This window comes from Myxococcales bacterium (genome assembly GCA_016712525.1).
Classification (GTDB): domain Bacteria; phylum Myxococcota_A; class Polyangia; order Polyangiales; family Polyangiaceae; genus JAAFHV01.
In genome coordinates this window covers 307624-327438 of record JADJQX010000008.1, presented here as the reverse complement: position 1 = coordinate 327438, position 19815 = coordinate 307624, and the positions used below count along the sequence as shown (strand labels likewise).

General features: G+C 69.3%; 15 protein-coding genes. 3 read left to right on the top strand and 12 right to left on the bottom strand.

What is annotated here, in order from left to right; genetic code table 11:
* Positions 1-155: 155 nt before the first annotated feature.
* The 6 genes from IPK71_30790 to IPK71_30765 form a co-directional block, all read right to left on the bottom strand.
* Entirely contained in the window at positions 156-1571 is a 1416-nt protein-coding gene (locus IPK71_30790; protein MBK8218138.1) for a TolC family protein, read from the bottom strand.
* Positions 1568-2899, bottom strand: a complete 1332-nt coding sequence (locus IPK71_30785) for an HlyD family efflux transporter periplasmic adaptor subunit (protein ID MBK8218137.1) — start codon at positions 2897-2899, stop codon at positions 1568-1570. Before IPK71_30785 ends, IPK71_30790 begins: the two co-directional genes overlap by 4 nt.
* Entirely contained in the window at positions 2896-4995 is a 2100-nt protein-coding gene (locus IPK71_30780; GenBank protein MBK8218136.1) for an ABC transporter ATP-binding protein, read from the bottom strand. Before IPK71_30780 ends, IPK71_30785 begins: the two co-directional genes overlap by 4 nt.
* Before the next feature lie 10 nt (positions 4996-5005).
* Positions 5006-5509, bottom strand: coding sequence for a response regulator (locus tag IPK71_30775; GenBank protein ID MBK8218135.1), 504 nt, complete (start codon positions 5507-5509; stop codon positions 5006-5008).
* Between the two features lie 206 nt (positions 5510-5715).
* Positions 5716-7086: a sigma-54-dependent Fis family transcriptional regulator gene (locus tag IPK71_30770; protein ID MBK8218134.1), complete on the bottom strand. Its 1371-nt coding sequence runs from the start codon at positions 7084-7086 to the stop codon at positions 5716-5718.
* On the bottom strand, positions 7083-8471 hold the full coding sequence (locus tag IPK71_30765) for a HAMP domain-containing histidine kinase (GenBank protein MBK8218133.1): 1389 nt from the start codon (positions 8469-8471) through the stop codon (positions 7083-7085). Before IPK71_30765 ends, IPK71_30770 begins: the two co-directional genes overlap by 4 nt.
* A gap of 246 nt (positions 8472-8717) precedes the next feature.
* Here IPK71_30765 and IPK71_30760 point away from each other — a divergent pair, with 246 nt between their 5' ends.
* The gene (locus tag IPK71_30760) at positions 8718-8894 is read left to right on the top strand and encodes a hypothetical protein (GenBank protein MBK8218132.1); all 177 of its coding nucleotides are present in this window, start codon (positions 8718-8720) and stop codon (positions 8892-8894) included.
* 19 nt (positions 8895-8913) lie between these two features.
* On the opposite strand, the gene IPK71_30755 is transcribed toward IPK71_30760, so the two are convergent.
* The 6 genes from IPK71_30755 to IPK71_30730 form a co-directional block, all read right to left on the bottom strand.
* Positions 8914-9828, bottom strand: coding sequence for a hypothetical protein (locus IPK71_30755; GenBank protein ID MBK8218131.1), 915 nt, complete (start codon positions 9826-9828; stop codon positions 8914-8916).
* Entirely contained in the window at positions 9825-10991 is a 1167-nt protein-coding gene (locus IPK71_30750) for a PEGA domain-containing protein (protein ID MBK8218130.1), read from the bottom strand. The genes IPK71_30755 and IPK71_30750 overlap by 4 nt, the downstream gene beginning before the upstream one ends.
* A 33-nt stretch (positions 10992-11024) precedes the next feature.
* The gene (locus IPK71_30745) at positions 11025-12323 is read right to left on the bottom strand and encodes a protein kinase (protein ID MBK8218129.1); all 1299 of its coding nucleotides are present in this window, start codon (positions 12321-12323) and stop codon (positions 11025-11027) included.
* A 215-nt stretch (positions 12324-12538) separates the two neighbouring features.
* Complete coding sequence (locus tag IPK71_30740) at positions 12539-13138, bottom strand: hypothetical protein (GenBank protein ID MBK8218128.1); 600 nt, start codon at positions 13136-13138, stop codon at positions 12539-12541.
* Positions 13135-13686: an RNA polymerase sigma factor gene (locus IPK71_30735; protein MBK8218127.1), complete on the bottom strand. Its 552-nt coding sequence runs from the start codon at positions 13684-13686 to the stop codon at positions 13135-13137. The genes IPK71_30740 and IPK71_30735 overlap by 4 nt, the downstream gene beginning before the upstream one ends.
* 127 nt (positions 13687-13813) lie before the next feature.
* Positions 13814-14809, bottom strand: coding sequence for a fasciclin domain-containing protein (locus IPK71_30730; protein MBK8218126.1), 996 nt, complete (start codon positions 14807-14809; stop codon positions 13814-13816).
* Positions 14810-14972: 163 nt separating this feature from the next.
* Between IPK71_30730 and nifJ the strand changes: the two genes are divergently transcribed.
* Together nifJ and IPK71_30720 are read left to right on the top strand one after the other, a co-directional pair.
* Positions 14973-18776 (top strand): pyruvate:ferredoxin (flavodoxin) oxidoreductase, encoded by a 3804-nt coding sequence (gene nifJ / locus IPK71_30725; protein MBK8218125.1) that lies wholly within the window; start codon positions 14973-14975, stop codon positions 18774-18776.
* A complete protein-coding gene (locus IPK71_30720; GenBank protein ID MBK8218124.1) occupies positions 18769-19782 on the top strand; it encodes a dihydroorotate dehydrogenase-like protein in 1014 nt (337 codons plus the stop codon). The genes nifJ and IPK71_30720 overlap by 8 nt, the downstream gene beginning before the upstream one ends.
* Positions 19783-19815: the final 33 nt, after the last annotated feature.

Sequence of the window (19815 nt, the reverse complement as noted above, 5' to 3'; positions counted from 1 at the left end):
CCCGCCGCTTCCCTTTGTGCGCCGCGCTCGGCTGGATACGGAAGGCTCCGCGGACGAGGTCATGCTACGTCGGAGACGCACGTACATTTCCTTTCCGTGGAGGGCGAGTCTCGCTCCCCCGATGGCTCACGGCCTCTTCGCCGGAAGCCGATCTCTCACGGAAGGTCGGCCGTCGCGGCTCGGAAGAGCACGAGAGACCGCTGGCATTCGAATTTGGCGTCGACCTCGCGGAGCCGCGCGTCGAACGTCGCCTGTTCGCGGAGGTTCACGACCAAGAGGGTCGAGTCTCCCGCGGTGAATCGGTTCCACTCCGCCTTCTCGAGGGACTCGGCGACGTCGACCTCGTTCTTCGCGATCCCGAGCCGAGCCCGCGCGAGGTCCATCGCGCTCATCGCGTCGCGGACGTCGGCGCCGATGCGGTCCTTCGCGCCCCGCTCTTGCTCGGAGATGCGAGAAACGAGCGCGCGTGCGGCGTCGCTCCGGCCCTTCGCGACGCGGTTCTGGATCGGGACGTCGAGCAGGACCTGGGCTTCGAGCTCGACGGGTCTCCGCGACGCGAGGCCGTTGCCGAAGTCTTTCGAGGCCGAGAGCTGGACGTCGAGGGCGGGGAGCTTCTGGTTTTCGGCGAGCTCCGCCTCGATCTTCGCTTGGGCCTTCTGGACACCGAGTCGCGCGAGGTCGGGGCGCCTCGCGATGGCCTTGGTCATCGCCGCGTCGAACCCGTCGACGGGCCACGAGGCGGGCTCGGTGAGCGTGGCGAGGCGCTCCTCGCCTGGAACGATCGGCACGCCGCTCGCGGACCGCAGGTATTGAGACAGCTCGATGGCGGCCTGCTGAAACGCGCGCTCTTGGCCGACCTTCTGCGACTGGCGCTGAAGGATCGCGCGGGCGTTCTCGGCGCGTTCGATGGGGGGCAGATCTCCACGTTCGACGCGCGCCGAGATCTGGGCATCGCGTCTGAGGGCGATGTCGAGCAGTTGGCGTGCGATGACGAGCCTCGCGCCCGCTGCCGTCCACTCCCAATACCGCAGCGAGGCGAGCCGCTTCATGTCGAGGGCCGCGGCCTTGACCCCTGCCTCGGCGCCGATCTCTCCTTGTTCGCCTCGTGCGCGTGACGCTCTTCGACGGTCGATAGGTCCGTTGCGGAGGATGGGCACCACGACGCCGGCCCGGGCCTCGCCGAGCTCGTTCGTGAGGAGCTTCCCGTCGTAGTCGGCTACGTCACCTCGCCCGAGCCTGTACCCTCCGAACACCGTCGCACCCCAAAGGGACGTCGGCTGCTCGACGAACGAGTCGACGCGGAAGGAGCGATAGTATCCGAGCGGAGTCCCCGCGGCGCGTGTGCGGAACGAGGTGTCGAACCCGCCGTCGGCCGAGGTGCGCTCGCCTCGAGCGACGTCGAGCTCACGTCGGCTGGCAACGACCGAAGGGTGCGTCTTGTCGACCGAGCGAAGCACCTCGTCGACACGGAGAGGACCGGTCTCGGCGGCGCCTTCTGCGCGAGCATTCGACGAAACCGCGCCGAGCGTGAGCCAGGTGAAGCACGCGATGAGGAAGGGGATGCGCTTCATTTGCCTTTGCCCTCCACCGTGGTCTTCGGGGGCCCGTCGACCGACGCGGGGAACCCGTTGAGCTGCCGCCAGAGCTCGTACGCGAGGGTCACCCGCCCGAGGATCACGAAGCCTTGCGCGCGGACTCCCTGGCGGAGAAACCGTGTCTCGGGCCAGGCTTCGCCCTCGCTGGGCCGCACGACGACGCGGAATTTTCCCTTGCCGTCGTCGGTCGCGTCGACGATGGCGACCTCGCCTCCGAACGTGCCCACGGCGACCTGCGGCCACCCCGAGAACTGCACGGCGGGCCAGCCTTCGAACTGGAGCCGAACCTTCTTTCCCTCGGTGATGAGCGGCAGGTCGTTGCCATCGACATAGAGCTCCACGGCGCGCTCCTCCGTCTCGGGGACGAGCACGGCGATCGGGTCGCCGGCCTTCACCATCTCGGTTCCCTGTGCGACCAGAAGGTGGAGGACGGTTCCGTCACGTGGGGCCAGGATTTTCTGAGTGGCTTGACGCGCGAGTCGGGTTTCGACGCGGGTCAGCTCGGCCTGGGCGTTGGCGACCTCCGCCATGGCCGACGCCTTGCCTGCTTCGGCGTCTCGGATCTGGGCGGCCGCGTCGGAGGCGAACTTCCCTTGGTCCGAGAGGAGCGCCATCTCCTCGCTCTTCGCGGCGCTCACCGCGGCCCGCGCGCGCTCGACGTCCGTCGTGGTGCGCAGCATCTCGAGCTCCGCGAGCTCGACCGAGCGCCGGGAGGTGAGGCCGTCCTTCTCGAGGGCCTTCTGCCGATCCAAGTTGAGCTTCGAGGTGCGCTCGGCGCCGAGCGCGGCGTCGAGGGCTCGCTCCGAAGCGGTGAGGCGCTCCTTCGCCATGCGCGCGCGGGATCCCGCGGCGGTGAGCCCGACCGTCCGCGACGTCTCGAGGGCCGAGATGCGATCTTCGAGCGAACGCACGCGAGACTTCGCGGCCTCGCGCCTGTCTTCGACCGCGGCTCGCTCCATTCGGAGCCTGGCGAGGAGCTCGGGGTCGTTGTCGGAGATGAGGGCGATGGCGTCGCCCTGCTTGACCTTCGTGCCTTCGCGCACTTCCCACGTGACGATCCGTCCTTCGATCGGTGCCTCGACGTTTTGCCGCCGATCGAGGGGAGCGAAGGCCACCACTCGCCCACGTCCGAGCGAGGTTTGTTGCCACGGAATCACGAAGAGTGACGCGAAGATCGCGGCGACGATGGAGGCGATCAGCCGGGAGAGCCTCCTCGTGCGCGGGTCGCGGCGAACCATCCGGAGCGCCGACACGTGGCCCTCGTCGATGTGGGCGAACGTACGGTACGGACCATGGGCGCTCATCGCATCTCCTGGGCGTGGCTCGAGGGGGAGAGGGTAGGTCCGACGACGCGATCGCAGCGGGCGAGGATCGCCGGGTCGTGCGTGGCCAGGACGAGGCTAGATCCCACGTTCGTCGCGGCGTCGGCGAGCTTCGCTCGAAGGGCCGGCGGAAGGTTGTCGAAGGCGCCGTCTACGAGGAGGAGGCGGGGACGGGCGGCGAGGGCGCGTGCGAAGGTGAGGCAGGTGGCCTCGTCGGCCGAGAGCGGCGCGCCGTCGGTACGGAGCTCCGTGTGCACTCCATGGGGCAGCCGGGAGACCGCGTCGTCGAGCCCGACGGTTCGGAGCGCCCTCCTGGCGTCGGCGATCGAGACGTTGTCCCGCCCCGCGCGGATGTTCTCGAGCACGGAGCCGCCGAAGATCTCGGGCCCTTGGACGAGGACCACGGCGTCGCGGTAGGCGCGGAGCGAGAGCTCGCTCGCGGGGACCCCGTCGACGCGAGGCGGCACGTCGTCGTTCGCGCCGTAGAGCGCCTCGAAGATGGCTCGCCTTTCGCTCGCCGACCCCGATAGACCGACCCGCTCTCCGGGCGCGACGAGCAAGCTCACGTCCCCCGTCTCGACGGAGACCTCGAAGTGGGCGTCGTGCTCGAGGGGGGCGCCGTCACGACGCTCCTCCGAGAGGTCGTCGAGGTGGCCGATCTTGTCGACCGCCGCCAGGAGATCGTAGGTCGACTCGAGGTACTTGCCGAGCTTCGCGATCCCGGCGACCACGGTGTTGACGACGATCTCCGCCGCCACGAGCTGCCCGAGCGTGAGCTTCTGACCGATGACGAGGGCCGCACCGATCCCGAGCACGGCCGCGCTCGCGAAGGCGTGCAGCCCGAGCACCCCGATGGTCTGACGGAGCACGACGGCGAAGTGGGCGCGACGCGCCTCGAGGTACGCGCGGAGGAGCGCGTCGCTCCTTTGGTCTGCGAGGCGGGACCCGGACTGACCTCGGAAGACGTTCGGTTTGGCGGCGATCTCTTCGAGCCACGCGGCGACGCGGTACTTGGCCTTCGACTCGTCGATCGCGGTCTCGACCGCGCTTCGACCCAAGAGCCATACGATCGCGACGAGAGCGCCGACGAGGACGACGTCGAAGGCGAGCAGGATCGGGTGGTAGAACGCGAGCAGGGTTAGGCCGACGACCAGCTGGAGAGCGATCGCCAGGCCGTCGAGCAGAAGGGCCGCCGCGGCCTTCTGGATGGTGAGCACGTCGAAGAAGCGGTTCACCTGCTCGGGGCCGTGCTCGTTGCCGAACGCGTCGCGCCGTGCTGCGGTGAGACGATGTGCGAGGCGTACGGCGGTGTGGACGAAGACGCGCTCCTGGAGGCGCTCGACGAGCTTCACCTGTGCCACGCGAACGGCGGCCGAGAACACGAGCACCGCGGCGAGCACCGTCGACAGCACCACCACGGGTTGGAGCAAGGTCCCCATCGCGACGGATCCGACGAGCGCCTGCGCAGTCACGGGGACGGCGAGCGACGCGACGCCGACGAGAACCCCGTAGACGACGACCGCGCCGAGGTCGGCGCGCTCCATCGTGACGAGCGCGGCGAGCCTCTGCCACGGGGTCACGTGGTGACCGTGTTCGCCGTGGATCTCGCCGTCGAGAGCCACGGGTTCGAAGGCGAAGAAGACGGCTTCGTCGTTCGACCCTACGAGCCCGAGCTTCTTGGCGGCTACGTCGTAGGCAAGGAGGGAGACGTTTCCTCCGCGATCGAGCACGCGCGCCCGGTCCCCTTCGCCCCCGGCGAGGCCGAGGAACTCGCGTTCGCCGACGACGGCGAAGAGCGGTGAAGCGTCGTCGGAATGGTCGATGGCTTCGCTGACCGTCAACGTGACGGAGGAGAGCCGCATCCCGAGGGCCGTCGCGGCTCGTGACAGGCGCCGCCGGAGGGGCTCTCTGCCCTCGAGGGCATCGGCGATCTGGCGGTCCGTCACTTCGCGTTTGCAGGCGGCCGCGGCGCACCGAAGAAGGTCCACGAGGCACTCCTCGGCGAGCCCGACACGGACGGGGAGAGGGTTGCGGACGCCCGGGGCCGAGAGGTGCGGAAAGGGGGACGAGAGCGACATGGGGCTTCGATCACCCTTCCGCGCGAGGCGATGGCGTCCGCCCCAGGAGCTTGGCGAGCACGGTCCGGCTCAGCTCGGCGCGCGTGAACGGCTTCGGGAGCACCGTGACGTCGAGGGTCTTCGCCTCGTCCTCGAGGCGCGCGTCGGGGTACGCCGTCATCAGAATCACCGGGACTCGTCGCTCGCACCCACGCAGGGTCCTGACGGCGTCGAGCCCGGTCATGCCGGGCATGCGGTGGTCGAGGAGCACGAGATCGACGCCGTCCATAGGGAACGCGTGCGTATCGATGCGGCTCACGGTCTCGAGGAGCGCTCGTCCGGAGGCCGCCTGTCGGACCTCGTACCCATCGGAGTGGAGCGTATCGACGACGACACGTCGCATCTCCCCGTCGTCGTCCGCGATGAGGATCCGTGCACGGTCGAGCCGCTGGGAGCGAACGGTCCGCGGTGATTCGTCGTCGTCCCAGTCGTCGGTCGTGGTCGGGCTCATGCTCTCTCCGGTCTTGGTCCTCACGCGACACGCGTGCGGTCAAGCTCCGGATTGCAGCCGACGTGCCAGGCGCTCGAGCTCATCGAACCCGCGAAAATCCCCGCTCGCGTCGTCGCTCGACCAGGCGACGTCCGGCGATTTGCGACGGCGTCGCAGAATGCCACACGGCCTTCGCGCGGCCCGAGGCGGCGGGCCGAGCTCGTCCGCCGGCTCGAGCGCCGACCGGGGTATCAGGCTCCGGACGACCCGATCCGGTACCGCTCGAGCTTGCGGTAGAGCGTGGAGCGGTCGAGGCCCAGGACCTTCGCGGCCTCGGACTTGGAGCCGCCCACGGCCTCCATGACGCGCGCGATGTACCGCCGCTCGACCTCCTCCATCGTGCAGAGCTCGCTCGGGTCGTCGGCCGCCACCAGCACGTTCGTCGACCGGTGATCCCGGATGCGCGGAGGGAGATCGTCGAGGCACAGCTCGTCGAGCCTCGCGAGCGCCACGGCGCGCTCGATCGCGTTCTGCAGCTCGCGAACGTTGCCCGGCCACGGGTACGAGACGAGCCGCTCCGCGACGGCGGGGGAGATCGACGAGACCTTCTTGCCGTGGCGTTCGGCGAAGCGGGAGAGGAACGTCGTCGCGAGCATCAGCACGTCGTCGCCTCGGCTCCGGAGCGGCGGGAGCTCGATGTGGACGACGTTGATGCGGTAGTAGAGATCCTCGCGGAAGGTTCGCTCGGCGACGCACGTCTCGAGATCGCGGTTCGTCGCCGTGACGACGCGGGCGTCGAACGGGATCTCGGCGCTCCCTCCCACGGGCCTCACGGCCCGATCTTCGAGGGCGCGGAGGATCTTCGCCTGCATGGTGAGGGGCATTTCGCCGATCTCGTCGAGGAAGAGAGTGCCTCGTTCGGCTTCGAGGAAGAGCCCTCGTTTGGTCGTCTTGGCGTCGGTGAAGGCGCCCTTCGTGTGGCCGAAGAGCTCGCTCTCGAGGAGCGCCTCGGGCAACGCGGCGCAGTTGATGGCCACGAAGGGGCCGCTCGCTCGCGCGCTCGACTCGTGGATCGCCCGCGCGACGAGCTCTTTGCCCGTGCCGCTCTCGCCCGTGACGAGCACGGTCGCGTCGGTCGAGGACACCCGCGCGACGAGCTCGAGCACGTCGAGGATCGGGCGGCTCCGGCCGACCACCCGCGACGAGGGCCGCGCCCCGGCGACCTCGCTGCGCAGCCGTTTGACCTCGCGTTCGAGCCTTCGTTTGTCGAGCGCGCGCTTCACGGCCAGCTCGAGCTGGGCCGGAGAGAACGGCTTGGTCATGAAGTCGAAGGCCCCGGCGCGGAGGGTCTCCACGGCCGCCTCCATCGAGCCGAAGCCGGTGACGACCACCACGGGGACGTCGGGACGGACGCTCGCGATGCGGCGACAGAGCTCGATGCCCGACTTTCGGCCGATTCGTAGGTCGGTGAGGACGAGGTCGAAGTCCCCGTCGCGGGCGAGGGCGAGCGCTTCGTCCGGGTCGACGGAGGTCGTGGCTTCGTAGCCCCGCCTCCCGAGCGTGCGCGCGAGCTCGGCGCAAAAATCGGTGTCGTCGTCGACGACGAGGATGCGTTCGGTCATGTCGCGAGAGGAAGGTAGACCGAGAACGTCGATCCGTGTCCCTCTTCGCTCTTCGCCGCGAGCCAGCCGCCGTGCTCCTCGAGGATTCCCGTGACCACGGAGAGCCCGAGCCCCGTCCCACGGCCTTCCGATTTCGTCGTGTAGAACGGCTCGAAGATCCGGGAGAGCCCCTCTTTGGAGATGCCCGTGCCCTGATCGACCACGTCGATCCGCGCGGCCCGCAAGTGGAGATCTTGCCCCGGACGGGCGACGTCATCCGTCGTGAGCCGGAGCTCCACGGTCCCTCCCTCCGGCATCGCCGCGATCGCGTTCATGACGAGGTTCGTCACCACCTGTTCGAGGCGGAGGGGATCGGCGTCGACGGTGACGTCGGCGTCCTGCCGCGCCTCGAGCGAGACGCCGTGTTTCTTCGCGAGCGGTCCGAGGAGACGACGGACGTCGGAGAGCACCGAGCCGAGCGAGAGGGGCCCCTTGCTCGGACCTCCCGAGCGCGAAAAGTCGAGGAGTTGCCGTACGATACGGCTCATTCGGTCCACCTGCGCCACGATGACCCGAGCGGCGTCCCGCCGGTCCTCGTCGCTCACCCCTTCGTCGACGAGGCTCTGGGCGCGGAGGAGCACCACGTTGAACGGCGTGCCGAGCTCGTGCGCCACGGCCGACGAGAGGGTCGCCACCGTACGGAGGCGGTCGAGGTGCCTGAGCTGCTCGAGCGTCTCGACGTGTGCCGTCGCCTCGTCCTCGAGGTCCGTCTTGGCCTTCGCGAGCTTGTCGCACATGACGTTGAGCTCTCGCTTCAGGTGGCCGATCTCGTCGGTCCGATCCTCGGCGAGCCGTCCGGACAAGTCACCCGCCGCGATCCTGCGGGCCTGAGCGACGACGCGCTCGAGGGGCTGGCCGATGAGCACGTTCCCGAGCCCGAGCGCGAGCCCTCCCGTGACGAGCCCGAGGGCGAGGGCGAACGCGAGCTCCTCGAGCAGCGCGGCACGAACGAGCGAAGACTCGCTCGGGAGCGGGTGGACGATCTCGAGTGTCCCGATCTCGGCCGTGCCGACCACGATGCGCTTCGTGAACGCGAGGGACCGCGACTCACCTTCGCGAACCACGACTCCGGGAGGCTGAGCGTCCTTCTCGGGAAGGAGACGCACGGCCACGTTCGCTCTTCGCTCCCCCATCGCGGTCACGACCTGGTCGACGGCCTTCGGTCCGCCCGTCGCGTGGGCGACCGCGATTCCGGCCTCGAGGGCATCCGCGAGCGACAGCACGTCGGCTCGGATGCGCTCGGCGGCGTGCTGGGCCTCGCGCTTGGCGGAGAACCAGCCCGTCAAGGCGAGCCAGACGCATGTCACGGCGAAGAAGACGGCGGCGAATCGGGCAACGACCTTCATTTCATGGCTCCGTCAAATCCCCCTGCACACCCCGTACCGACCGAGCCTTGCCATGACGCTCGGCTCATCCGGAGGTTCGCGTGAGAACCTGCGTCGCACTTTGCCACGGCCGCGCGAAATGCGACGTGCCTCGCTCGACGTGCGCGGATCGCCTGAAATCGCGGGCGCCTTTCGATAGTGCCGTTTCATGAAGCGGCAAGGGGCCTGGCACGCGATCTGCTCTCCACCGGCGAGGAGGTCTCATTCATGCCCCGCCCCGCACTCTCGTTCGTCGCGCTTCATCGATCCGCTCTCGGTGCGTTCGTGCTCGCGACCGTGCTCGCGTCCGCCATCGCGTTCGGTCTCTCGGGCACGGTCGTCCTCGCGAGCTGGCTCGTCCCGGAAGAGACCCACGAATTTTCGGCCCCGACGGTCGTCGACTGACTCTGCCGAGAGGCCACGCTCACGGAGGTGTGAGCGTGGCCCCGATGCCGACGTGGCCGTCGTTCGAGGTGCAATACGGCTGCGTTCCTGTCTTGGCCGCGCAGCGAGTCGACACCCACACGTCGAGGGCTTGGTCGTAGATCTGCCGTTTCTTCGGGTCCGGCTCTGGGTCGAGCAGGGACGCGCACACTCCGGCGCTGAGCTTGCCGCGGTCGCCGCCCACCACGGTCCATCCTTCGATGGGGTCGTCGACGTCGAGGACGATCACGCGCGAGGGTGCGGCTTTCCACCGGATGGAAACGTTGACGCGTGGCCGCTCTCCTTCGCGCGACGAGCCCTCCGGCAACGCGAACGTGCAGTCCTCGGGGCGGACGGGCACCTTCTGCGAGCCGGAGATGCACGTGGCCTCGTCGAAGCACGACTCGGGGGCGCTTCGCCCGAAGACCTTCCGATCGTCGTAGTCGGCGAGCGAGCTCGCTTCGACACGGGCCGGTTGGCACGTGCCCCCGGAGCACGTCTCGTCGGCGCCGCAGCCGCGGAAGTTGAAGCAGGCCATCCGGAGGGGCATCGGGAGGAGCAGGGTGCGGCCCTCGACGTACGACACCACCGCACGCCGGAACACTTGGGCGTCCTTGCCGTTGAGGTAGCCTCGAAGCTCGACGGTCAGGGAGCCCTCGAGGGAGCGTGACGAGCGAGGCACGACAGCGAGCGTCGCGGGGAAAAAACGCGGATTCTGTACGTCGTGGAGGACCCGGCTCGACTCGGATCCGTCCGCGTCGATGACCACGACCTCGAGGGTGTCGAGCTCCTTCGGGATCTCGGTCTCCGAGGTGATGGCGACCGTGACTTGGGTCGTGCGGTCCTCGCTTCGACACGCGAGGAGGGCGAGGGTGGTCGCTGACGCGAAGGCGAGCTTACGAACGAACGGGCTCATCGTGGCGCTCCTCGGCCCGCGAGCACGACGCGGGGGTCGAGAGTCCCGGGGTTGCTCCCCTGGAACGACGTGGACTGCGTGCCGATGACGGCGGCGGTGGTGGTGGCGGCGCCAGCGAGCGCGACGCCGCCGACGATCCAGACCCACGTCGGGAGGCCTCCCTTCGCCTCGTCGAGGGTGACGTCGAGGGACCGCGTCTCGTCGTCCCGGAGCACGAGGTCGACCGTCCGGGATTTTGCCCCGTCGCGGCTCACGCGGAGCACGTGCTCGCCCGCGGGCACCGCGCCGAAGAAGCCGCCCTTGCCGATGACCCTCCCGTCGAGCGAGATGGTGTCGGCGTCGTTCGTCGTGACGACGCGGAGGCGTGCCTCGTGGGCCTCGCGGGCGAGGTCGAACTCGAGCCGTAGCGGCTTTCCATAGGTGACGTCGACCGTCCGCGTCTCGGAGGCGTGGCCGGGCGCACGCACGGTGATGGCGTGCTTGCCGACCTCGAGGACACCCGAGAAGGGGAGCGGGCCGAGGTCGACCCCGTCGACCAGCACACGTGCCTTTTGCACCTTGGTCGCGACCACCACGACGTCGGCGCGCTTCTGCTGCGGCTCGAGGCTCATCACGACCTTCTCGGAGATCCCGCTCGTCACGCGCACCTTTCGGGGCTCGTCGAGGTACCCCGGCTTCTTCGCCGAGACGGTGTGATCTCCCACGTCGACGCGGAGCGGGCGCCCGAGCTTGTCCGCGGGGACGGGCTCGTCGTCCAGATAGACCTTCGCGTCGGGCTCCGAGACGTGGATCTCGATCGTGGCCACGAACGGCGCGAGCGTCGCCAGCGTGTCCCGCACGCGCTCGGCGTAGGCCTTCGGGAGCCCGTCGCCGCCGAGCGCGAGGCTCTTCTCGAGCGCTGCCATCGCCGACGCGTACCTGTGGCGGGACTTGTCGCAGACGGCCACGTTGTAGAGGACCCTCGCGTCCTGCGAGAGCTCGAACGCGCGCTCGAACTCGGTCCTGGCGCCAGCAAAGTCCTCGTTCGCGAAGAGCGCGCTCGCCCGGTCGAACGCCTCTCGGGCCGGCCCGGACAGGGCGTCACGCACCTTCGTCGACTTCGCCGCAGCTTGGGGGGCCGCCCGAACCGCCGATGGTGTGCCCAGGACGAGGGCGCAGGCCATGACGAATGGGAAGATACGGTGCGACATGTCGTTCTACTCGATGAGCTTGATCTGCTTGAGATCGTTGACCCGACGGGGAGCCGTCGGCTTCGCCGTCGTGGGGCCTCCGTCGCGAAGCCCCACCGCGTCGGCTTTCACGGGCTCGGCCGAGGCGAAGGTCGATGCGGGGGGGGATCCCGAAGGCTCCGGAACACTGTCCGTCGGCGGGACGGAATCGGATGCACGGGGCTGTGGGATGGCGCTCGGTGAGGCGGTAGGACGAGGGGGCTCCTCGTGGCCTCGGTAGACCGTGATGCCTGCGACGGCGGCGACGACGAGGGTGGCGACGGCTCCCACGCGCAGGGCCAGGGCGCGACCCCGAGGCATCTCCGAGAGCGTTCGCGCGCCGGCCGGCAGGGTGTCGACGAAGGCGCTCCTGTCGCGCGGCAAGGCCTGGATCGCGCGAGCGAGCTCGGTGGCGTCGGCGAAGCGTGCGCTACGGTCCTTCTCGAGGCAGCGCGCGACGAGGGCATCGACGGCCGCGGGGACCCCGGGGACGAGCGAGCGAACGCTCGGCGCGGCCTCGTTCAAGATTTTGGCGTAGAGCTCGGGCACCGAGGCCGACTCGAAGGGAGCCCTGCCCGTGAGGCACTCGAACAGCACGACCCCCATGGCCCAGACGTCGGCGCGAACGTCGACGCCGCTCGCGTCACGGAGCTGCTCGGGGGACATGTAGAGCGGAGAGCCGAGGAGCGTCCGCGGCGCCGTGAGCGAGACGTCGCTCGTGGACGCGTCGACCTCGGTCAACGACTTGGCGATGCCGAAGTCGAGCACCTTCACGGCCACGGCGCCGTCGTCTTTCGGGGTGAGAAAGAGGTTTCCCGGCTTCAGATCGCGGTGCACGAGCCCGCGTGTGTGGGCCTCGGAGAGGGCCTCGAGCGCCTGGCCGCAGATGTCGAGCGCGACGTCGACCGGGAGGATGCCCCGCTCGAGTCGTGCTTCGAGGCTCTCGCCGACGAGCCGCTCCATCACGAGGAAGGGCAGGTCGCTCTCGGTGGTGCCCACGTCGAAGATGCGGACCGTGCGCTCGGAGCGAAGGCTCGCCGCCGCCCTCGCCTCGCGGAGGAAACGCGCACGGCATTGGCCGTCGGCGGCATACTTCGGGGCGAGGACCTTGATGGCTACGGCCTGTCGGAGTCGCGCGTGCTCGCCGCCGAAGACGATGCCCATCCCGCCTTCGCCGATCGCCTCGCCTACGACGTACTTTCCGTCGATCCGGTCTCCTGCCTGCGGCATCGCGAGCTCGCCCGAAGCGCGCTCCGTCACGTCCCTGCTCGCAGAACCTTCGCTCATCCCGGCAAGGCCGAGTCTAGTCGGAGATGCCCCGATTCCAAGCATGGCGCTTAGCTCGGTCCGATGCGGCGTTCCGCCCGTGGGTTGCACCGGCGAGCCGTCCCTCGAGCCGTGTCGACCGCGAGCGAGCGGCGAAGGAAAAACAGCTCAGCTATTAGTGAAGCAATTTCAAAAGGATGTGAGGTGAGTCAGGGCCACCTTCGGGGCTCGTGCCGTCAAGGAAGAGGGCCCTCGGCCAACACGGAGAGCCCATCCGGCGTCGTCGCCACGCGCACGACCGCCCCACGTTCGACACCTTGGACAGCGCTCGCAGGAACGGAACGATCCTCTCCGAGCTCGACGCGCCCGAGCGGCGTCGACCGGCCATCGGGGGCGATACGGAAAAGCCACACCGTGCGCGGAGCCGACGCCACGGCGACCGTGAGGGCACCCGCCGGCGTTCGGCCGAAGGCTGCGGCCGACGTGCCCGCGGAAGAACCCTCGCTCCGCGAGACGAAGGACCGTGCTCCGAGCGCGAGCAAGACCGCGGCCGCCAACGCGAGCGGCGCGACCCGCCGAAAGGGAAGGACCCGCGCGCGCGGTGCGACCGGCTCGGGAGGAGCGTCCGGGAGCTCCACGATCTGCGTCCCGGCTCCGGTGGTCGATACGCCCACCCGCCCACGCGACGCACGAAACTGGCCCATGAGGCGCTCCTCCATGGCCGAGTCGAGGGGCTCGAGGTCGCGCGCGGTCGCCGCCGCGACGAGCCCGAGGACGTCGTCGTCCGACGGGGAAGAGTGCGTGCGAGAGCGGCTCGGCTTGAACTGCGAGGTCATGGTTCCTCTCCGAAGAGTACGCGACGAACGGCCACGAGACCTCGACGCACGTGCGATTTGACGGTTCCGAGAGGCATCTGGGTCGCCTCGGCGATTTCTTCGTGGGTGAGCCCTTCGCACGCCATCAGCACGACCTGGCGCGGGCCCTCTTCGAGCCCCTCGAGAGCGCTGCGGCATCGCTTCAGATCCGCGAGCACGTCCGCGGGCGCTCCTCGGTCGGGAGACGTGTCGGGCAGATCGAGCGTGGGGCCGCGCCTTTGGCTCGCGCGCCGCCGATCGATGAGGCGATGGCGCGTCACGGTCGCGACGAACACGTGCTCTTCACCGGCAGCGGGATCGAACCTCCGCGCGCTCTTCCAGATTTCGACGAAGGCGTCCTGGACGGCGTCGTCGACCTCGTTCGGGCAGAGCCTCCGCGCCATGGCCGCGACGAGCGGGCCGTAGCGGCGAATGCAGTCGCGGGCCGCCCCCTCGTCGCCCGAGGCAACGCGCGGGAGGAGGGGCTCGACCCGAGCTCCGGAACGTGGCGCTGCCGAGTCGTCGGACATCGCCGCGACCTTTAACCGAGGAAGGCTCGGGAGGGCCATCACCATGACCTCTCTCCGAGCCTCGTTCGCCTTTGGATGCGCCCCTGGAGTCACATTGTGCACATCCAGGGGCCGTCCACGGCAAAGCTCACTTCTTCGGGGGAAGGAGGACCGAGTCGATGACGTGGATGACGCCGTTCGACGCGTCGACGTCGACCGCCGAGACCTTGACGTCGTTGTTCAGGAAGACGTTGCCGGCATCGACCTTGATCGTGACCTCTTCCATCGGGAGGAGCGTCGGCGCCTTCGTGAGGGTCACGACCTTGTCCGAGCGCACCTTGCCCGACACCACGTGGTACTTGAGGATCGACTCGAGCTGCGCCTTGTTCTCGGGGAGAAGAAGGTTGGTCACGGTGCCCGCCGGGAGCTTCTGGAACGCGGCGTCGGTCGGCGCGAAGATGGTGAACGGGCCCTTGCCCTTGAGCGTCTCCGTCAGGCCAGCGGCGTCGACCGCCGCGAGAAGGGTCGTGAAGGAGCCCGCCGCCTTCGCGGTGTCGATCGCGTTCTTCGGGGGCGAGGCGAGCACCGCGTCGAGGACGTGGATGACGCCGTTCGTGCAGACGATGTCGGTCTTCGTGACCTTGATCGTGTCGTTGATGAAGACGTCGGAGCCCGAGACCTTGATCTTGAGGTCACCACCCTGGAGCGACTCGGCGTACTTGAGCTTGACGACGTCCGCGGCCTTCACGTTGCCCGACACCACGTGGTACGTAAGGATGTCGGTCAGCGCGGCCTTGTTCTCGGGCTTGAGCAGGGTGTCGACCGTGCCAGCCGGGAGCTTGGCGAACGCATCGTCCGTCGGCGCGAAGACCGTGAACGGGCCCGGCCCCTTCAGCGTGTCGACGAGGCCAGCGGCGCCGAGCGCGGCCGCGAGGGTCTTGAAGCTTCCCGCGGCGACGGCGGTGTCGACGATGTTCTGGGGGCCAGGGGTCGGCGTCGTCCCGGTGGTCGTGGGGGTGGGCGTGGGCGTCGTCGTCGTGGGCGTGGGGGACGGCGCGGGAGCGGGCGTCGTGTTCGCGTCGTCGGAGCAGGCGAAGAGGGCCAAGGAGGCAGCGGCGAAGGCGAAGGAACGAAGGTTTTTCATGGTGTCTCCGTAGACGAGAGGCGGGGAAGTTCTTGCGCGGGACCCCACGTCGCCGCGACACTGGACCTTCCGGGGCTCGGGCCGTCTCGGATTCGCTCGACGTTCGTTTTGTGTCGATTTTTCCTGCGGTTTCGAGGGCGTGGCGAGCACAAACTCCGCTCCGATGCTCGGAGGGCGTGAGCCGTTTCGCGAGACTTGCGCGAGCCCCGTGCGGGCCCTCGTGGTGGCCCGAAGCGTGCAGACGCGATGGCGTGCGCCCGTCTCCTCGATCCGCCGGTTCTCTTCGTTTTCCGCCCGTTCTCGCGCAAAACCCTCGCGGCGAAGGAGGCTCGCCGCGCGCTGTCGTGCAAACGGTGCACGCTGCCGCGCAAACGCAGCAACGGCCGCGTGGCTCGGCTCGAAGGGGGCTCTCGTGAGCCGGGTCGTCGACGCGAACGCTGCCGTCGCCGACGTCGCCTACCGACTTTCGGAGGTCGTCGCGATTTACCCAATCACTCCAGCGTCGGCGATGGGCGAGCACGCCGACGCGTGGGCGGCCGAGGGTCGAAAGAACCTTGGCGGCGTCGTCCCCAAGGTCGTCGAGATGCAGTCGGAGGCGGGGGCCGCGGGAGCGCTGCACGGAGCCCTGCAGGCCGGTGCGCTCGCGACGACCTTCACGGCGTCCCAGGGCCTCCTCCTCATGATCCCCGAGCTCTTCAAGATCGCAGGGGAGCTCCTCCCGTTCTGCATGCACGTCGCGGCGCGCACGGTCGCGACCCACGCGCTCTCGATCTTCGGTGATCACTCCGACGTGATGGCGGCGCGGAGCACGGGCATGGCGCTCCTCGCCTCCGGGTCCGCTCAAGAAGCGCAAGACCTCGCCGCGGTGGCGCACGCGGCCACGTTGCGCGGGCGTATCCCCGTGATCCACTTCTTCGATGGATTTCGAACATCCCACGAGATGACCCGCGTCGAGCCGCTCTCGGACGACGTCCTCCGCGCCCTCGTCGAGCCCTCCGCGGTAGAGGCGCACCGCGCGCGTGCGATGGATCCCGATCGCCCCGTGCTCCGTGGCACGTCCCAGAACCCCGACACCTACTTCCAGGCTCGAGAGGCCGTCGAGCCCTTCTACGCCGCGTTCCCCGACGTCGTCGCCGAGACGATGGAGACGCTCGGTCGCCTCGTCGGCCGCAGGTATCGCCTGTTCGACTACGTAGGTCACCCCGAGGCCGAGCGCGTCGTCGTGATGATGGGCTCCGGCGCCGAGTGCGCCCACGAGACCGTGGAGCATCTCGTCGCGCGCGGGGAGCGGGTCGGGCTCGTCAAGGTGCGGCTCCTCCGCCCCTTCTCCGTCGCGCACTTCACGCGCGTCCTGCCCCGCAGCGTGGCGAGCCTCACGGTGCTCGATCGCACGAAAGAGCCCGGCGCTTCGGGGGAGCCCCTTTACCAAGAGGTCGTTGGGGCCCTCGTCGATGCCCACGCCGACGGGCGTCTCGCTTCGATCCCACGCCTCGCGAGCGGTCGCTACGGGCTCGCGTCGAAGGAGCTCACGCCCGCGATGATCAAGGCCGTGCTCGACGACATGGCGACTCCCGCGCCCCGTCGGCGGTTCTCCGTCGGTATCCACGACGACGTGTCCGGGACGTCTCTCCCGTACGACGAGACGTTCGACATCGAGCCCGAGGACGTGTCCCGCGCGCTCTTTTTCGGCATCGGCAGCGACGGCACCGTGTCCGCCAACAAGGCGACCTTGACCATCGTCGGGGAGGGCACTCCGCTCTTCGTGCAGGGGCACTTCGAGTTCGACTCGAAAAAATCCGGGTCGATCACCGTGTCGCATCTGCGCATGAGCCCCCGCCCCATCCGGTCGACGTACCGCATCCGAAAGGCGCAGCTCGTCGCCGTGCACGATCCCGAGCTGCTCGAGCGGCGCGACGTGCTCGCCGCGGCCATGCCGGGTGCGAAGGTGCTCCTCAACACCGAGGTGCCGGCCCCCCGTGTGTGGGAGACGCTCCCCGAGCACGTCCGAGCGCACCTCTTGGCGCGGGGCATTCGCCTGTTCGTGATCGACGCCAGCAAGGTCGCCGAGGAGGCGGGGCTCGGCCGCCGAATCAACACCGTGATGCAGGCCTGCTACTTTGCCGCGTCCGCCGTGCTCCCCGAGGACGAGGCCTTGGCGCTCCAGGTCGGAGCGATCGAGCGCACCTGGGGAAAACGTGGCGACGAGGTGGTGCGCCGCAACGTACGGGCGATCGAGGGCGCCGCGCGTCTGCTCACCGAGGTCGAGGTCCCGGGCGAGCTCGGTCCCGCGCGGCCCAGGAAGCCCACGGTCCCCGACGACGCCCCCGCGTTCGTCCGAAACGTCACCCGGGCCCTCCTCGAAGGCCGCGGGGACGACCTGCCCGTGAGCGCCTTCACCGTCGACGGCACATGGCCCACGGGCACGAGCCGCTACGAGAAGCGCGCCCTCGCCCGGGACATCCCGGTGTGGCAGCCCGATTTGTGTGTACAGTGCAACTTTTGCTCGATGGTCTGTCCTCACGCGGCCATCCGCACGAAGGTCTTCGCGCCGGAGCACGCCGAAGGCGCCCCGGCCGGGTTTCGCTCGGTCCCCGAGACCTTCGAGCCTGCGTTCTCGGGTCAGAGGTACGCGGTGCAGGTGGCGCCGGAGGACTGCACCGGCTGCGGCTTGTGCATCGAGGTCTGTCCCGCGAAGGACAAACACGCCCCTCGTAGGAAGGCGCTCGTCTCCGAGCCGCTCGCCCCACGACGGGAGGCCGACCGCGACGCGTTCGCCTTCTTCGAGTCGATCCCTTCGGTTTGCCTCGATGGGGTCCCGGTCGACAAACGCAGCGCGGCCCTTCGCCTCCCGCTCTTCGAGTTCTCGGGGGCCTGCTCCGGGTGTGGTGAAACACCGTACATACGCCTCTTGACGCAGCTCTTCGGCGATAGGCTCCTCGTGGCCAACGCCACCGGCTGCTCGTCGATCTACGGAGGCAACCTCCCGACGACGCCGTACACGGTCGACGCGGCCGGCCGAGGGCCGACGTGGATCAACTCGCTCTTCGAGGACAACGCCGAGGTAGGGCTCGGGCTTCGCCTCGGGGTCGACGTCCGCGCCGATCGCGCCAAAGCCTTGCTCGCGCGGTATGCGCCCGCCCTCCCGTCCACGCTCGTCGCGGCCCTCTCGTCGAGCGGGCACGGGGACGTGTTCGTCGCGGAGCGGCGCCGCGCGGTCGGAGACCTTCGCGCTCGTCTCAAGGCGGACGGCTCGGCGGAGGCGCGCGCGCTCGACGCGGTGGCCGAGGCGCTCGTGCCACGCTCGGTGTGGATCGTGGGGGGCGACGGTTGGGCCTACGACATCGGCTATGGCGGGCTCGATCACGTGCTCGCCTCGGGCGCCGACGTGAACGTGCTCGTGCTCGACACGGAGGTCTACTCGAACACCGGAGGGCAGCAGTCGAAGGCGACACCGCTCGGAGCGACCGCGAAGTTCGCCGCGGCCGGAAAGGCCGTCCCCAAGAAGGACCTGGGCCTCCTCGCCATGAGCTACGGGCACGTGTACGTCGCCGAGGTGGCGATGCAGGCGAAGAGCTCGCACACGGTCGAGGCCATGCTGGAGGCCGAGCGTCACCCAGGGCCTTCGATCCTCATCGCCCACAGCCCCTGCATCGCCCACGGGTACGACCTCGTCCACTCGGTCGAGCATCAGAAGCGCGCGATCGCGAGCGGAGTGTGGCCGCTCTACCGGTTCGATCCTCGGAGGCTCGCGAACGGCGAGTCCCCCCTCGTGCTCGACTCCGGGGCACCCAAGCTCGACGTCGGCGCCTACATGGAAGAAGAGGCGCGGTTCCGGCTCGTCGAGCTCCGGTCGAAGGAGCGTTACCAGGAGCTCGTCGCCGCTGCCCGCGAAGGGGTACGGCGTCGCCGCGCACTCTACGAGCAGCTCGCTCGCATCCATATGCCCAAGGAGACCGCGCATGGCTGATCTGGAAACGACGTGGCTCGGGATGCGCATCGCGTCTCCCATCGTCGTCGGCGCGAGCCCGATCTCGCACAACCCCGAGTCCGCGGCGCTCGCCGTTCGCGAGGGGGCGGGGGCCATCGTCATGCACTCGCTCTTCGAGGAGCAAGTCGTGGCCGAGCAGATGGCCGCGCACGCCTTCGTCGACGCCCACGTCGATCGCGACGCCGAGGCGCGCTCCGTCCTCACGGGGGTCTTCTCGCTCGACGGCGATCCGTACCTGCGCGAGCTCGAGAGCCTCCGCGCGAAGGTCGACGTCCCGGTCGTCGCGTCGTTGAACGGCACCACGGCAGGCGGGTGGACGCGCTTCGCCAAGCGGCTCGAGAGCGCCGGAGCCTCGGCCATCGAGCTGAACTTGTACGAGGTGGTGACGTCGTGCGACGAGACGTCGGACAAGGTCGAGGCGAGGCAGCTCGAGGTCGTGCGGGCCGTGGTCTCGTCGGTCGCGATCCCCGTGGGGGTCAAGATCTCGCCGCACTACGCCTCGGTGCCGGCGTTCGTCCGTGCGCTCGAGCAGGCAGGCGCTGCGGGGGTCGTCGTGTTCAACCGCTTCTACCAGCCCGACGTCGTCCTCGACACGCTCGAGGTCGACCGGCGGGTCGTGCTCTCGACGCCCGCCGAGCTGCCTCTCCGGCTCCACGCGTTGGCCGTGCTGTCGCCCCAGGTCGGCCTCTCCCTCGCGTGCTCGGGGGGAGTGCACGGCGGGCTCGACGCCGCCAAGGCGATCTTGGCCGGGGCCCACGTCGTGCAGATGACCTCGGCGCTCCTGGAGCGGGGGGTGTCCCACATCGGCACCGTGGTGCGCGAGCTCGGGGCGTGGCTCGACGAGAAGGGGTACACGATGGTCAAAGACGCCCGTTCGGTGCTCGATCTCCGCTCGGCGCCCGACGCCCATGCGTGGGAGCGCCTCAACTACGCGCGGGTGCTCGGTGGGTGGTCGGGGAGGCGGCGCACCGATCTCGACGATTGAATCACCCCGTGCCCGTGCACGGGTCACGCCCTC

Excerpts from the sequence above, each read along its gene's own strand:
- IPK71_30785 (MBK8218137.1), bottom strand. The coding sequence starts at position 2,899 with ATGAGCGCCCATGGTCCGTACCGTACGTTCGCCCACATCGACGAGGGC.
- IPK71_30720 (MBK8218124.1), top strand. The coding sequence starts at position 18,769 with ATGGCTGATCTGGAAACGACGTGGCTCGGGATGCGCATCGCGTCTCCC.
- IPK71_30765 (MBK8218133.1), bottom strand. The coding sequence starts at position 8,471 with ATGAAGGTCGTTGCCCGATTCGCCGCCGTCTTCTTCGCCGTGACATGC.
- IPK71_30760 (MBK8218132.1), top strand. The coding sequence starts at position 8,718 with ATGCCCCGCCCCGCACTCTCGTTCGTCGCGCTTCATCGATCCGCTCTC.
- IPK71_30770 (MBK8218134.1), bottom strand. The coding sequence starts at position 7,086 with ATGACCGAACGCATCCTCGTCGTCGACGACGACACCGATTTTTGCGCC.
- IPK71_30790 (MBK8218138.1), bottom strand. The coding sequence starts at position 1,571 with ATGAAGCGCATCCCCTTCCTCATCGCGTGCTTCACCTGGCTCACGCTC.
- IPK71_30780 (MBK8218136.1), bottom strand. The coding sequence starts at position 4,995 with ATGTCGCTCTCGTCCCCCTTTCCGCACCTCTCGGCCCCGGGCGTCCGC.
- IPK71_30745 (MBK8218129.1), bottom strand. The coding sequence starts at position 12,323 with ATGAGCGAAGGTTCTGCGAGCAGGGACGTGACGGAGCGCGCTTCGGGC.
- IPK71_30740 (MBK8218128.1), bottom strand. The coding sequence starts at position 13,138 with ATGACCTCGCAGTTCAAGCCGAGCCGCTCTCGCACGCACTCTTCCCCG.
- IPK71_30735 (MBK8218127.1), bottom strand. The coding sequence starts at position 13,686 with ATGTCCGACGACTCGGCAGCGCCACGTTCCGGAGCTCGGGTCGAGCCC.
- IPK71_30755 (MBK8218131.1), bottom strand. The coding sequence starts at position 9,828 with ATGAGCCCGTTCGTTCGTAAGCTCGCCTTCGCGTCAGCGACCACCCTC.
- IPK71_30750 (MBK8218130.1), bottom strand. The coding sequence starts at position 10,991 with ATGGCCTGCGCCCTCGTCCTGGGCACACCATCGGCGGTTCGGGCGGCC.
- nifJ (MBK8218125.1), top strand. The coding sequence starts at position 14,973 with ATGCTCGGAGGGCGTGAGCCGTTTCGCGAGACTTGCGCGAGCCCCGTG.
- IPK71_30730 (MBK8218126.1), bottom strand. The coding sequence starts at position 14,809 with ATGAAAAACCTTCGTTCCTTCGCCTTCGCCGCTGCCTCCTTGGCCCTC.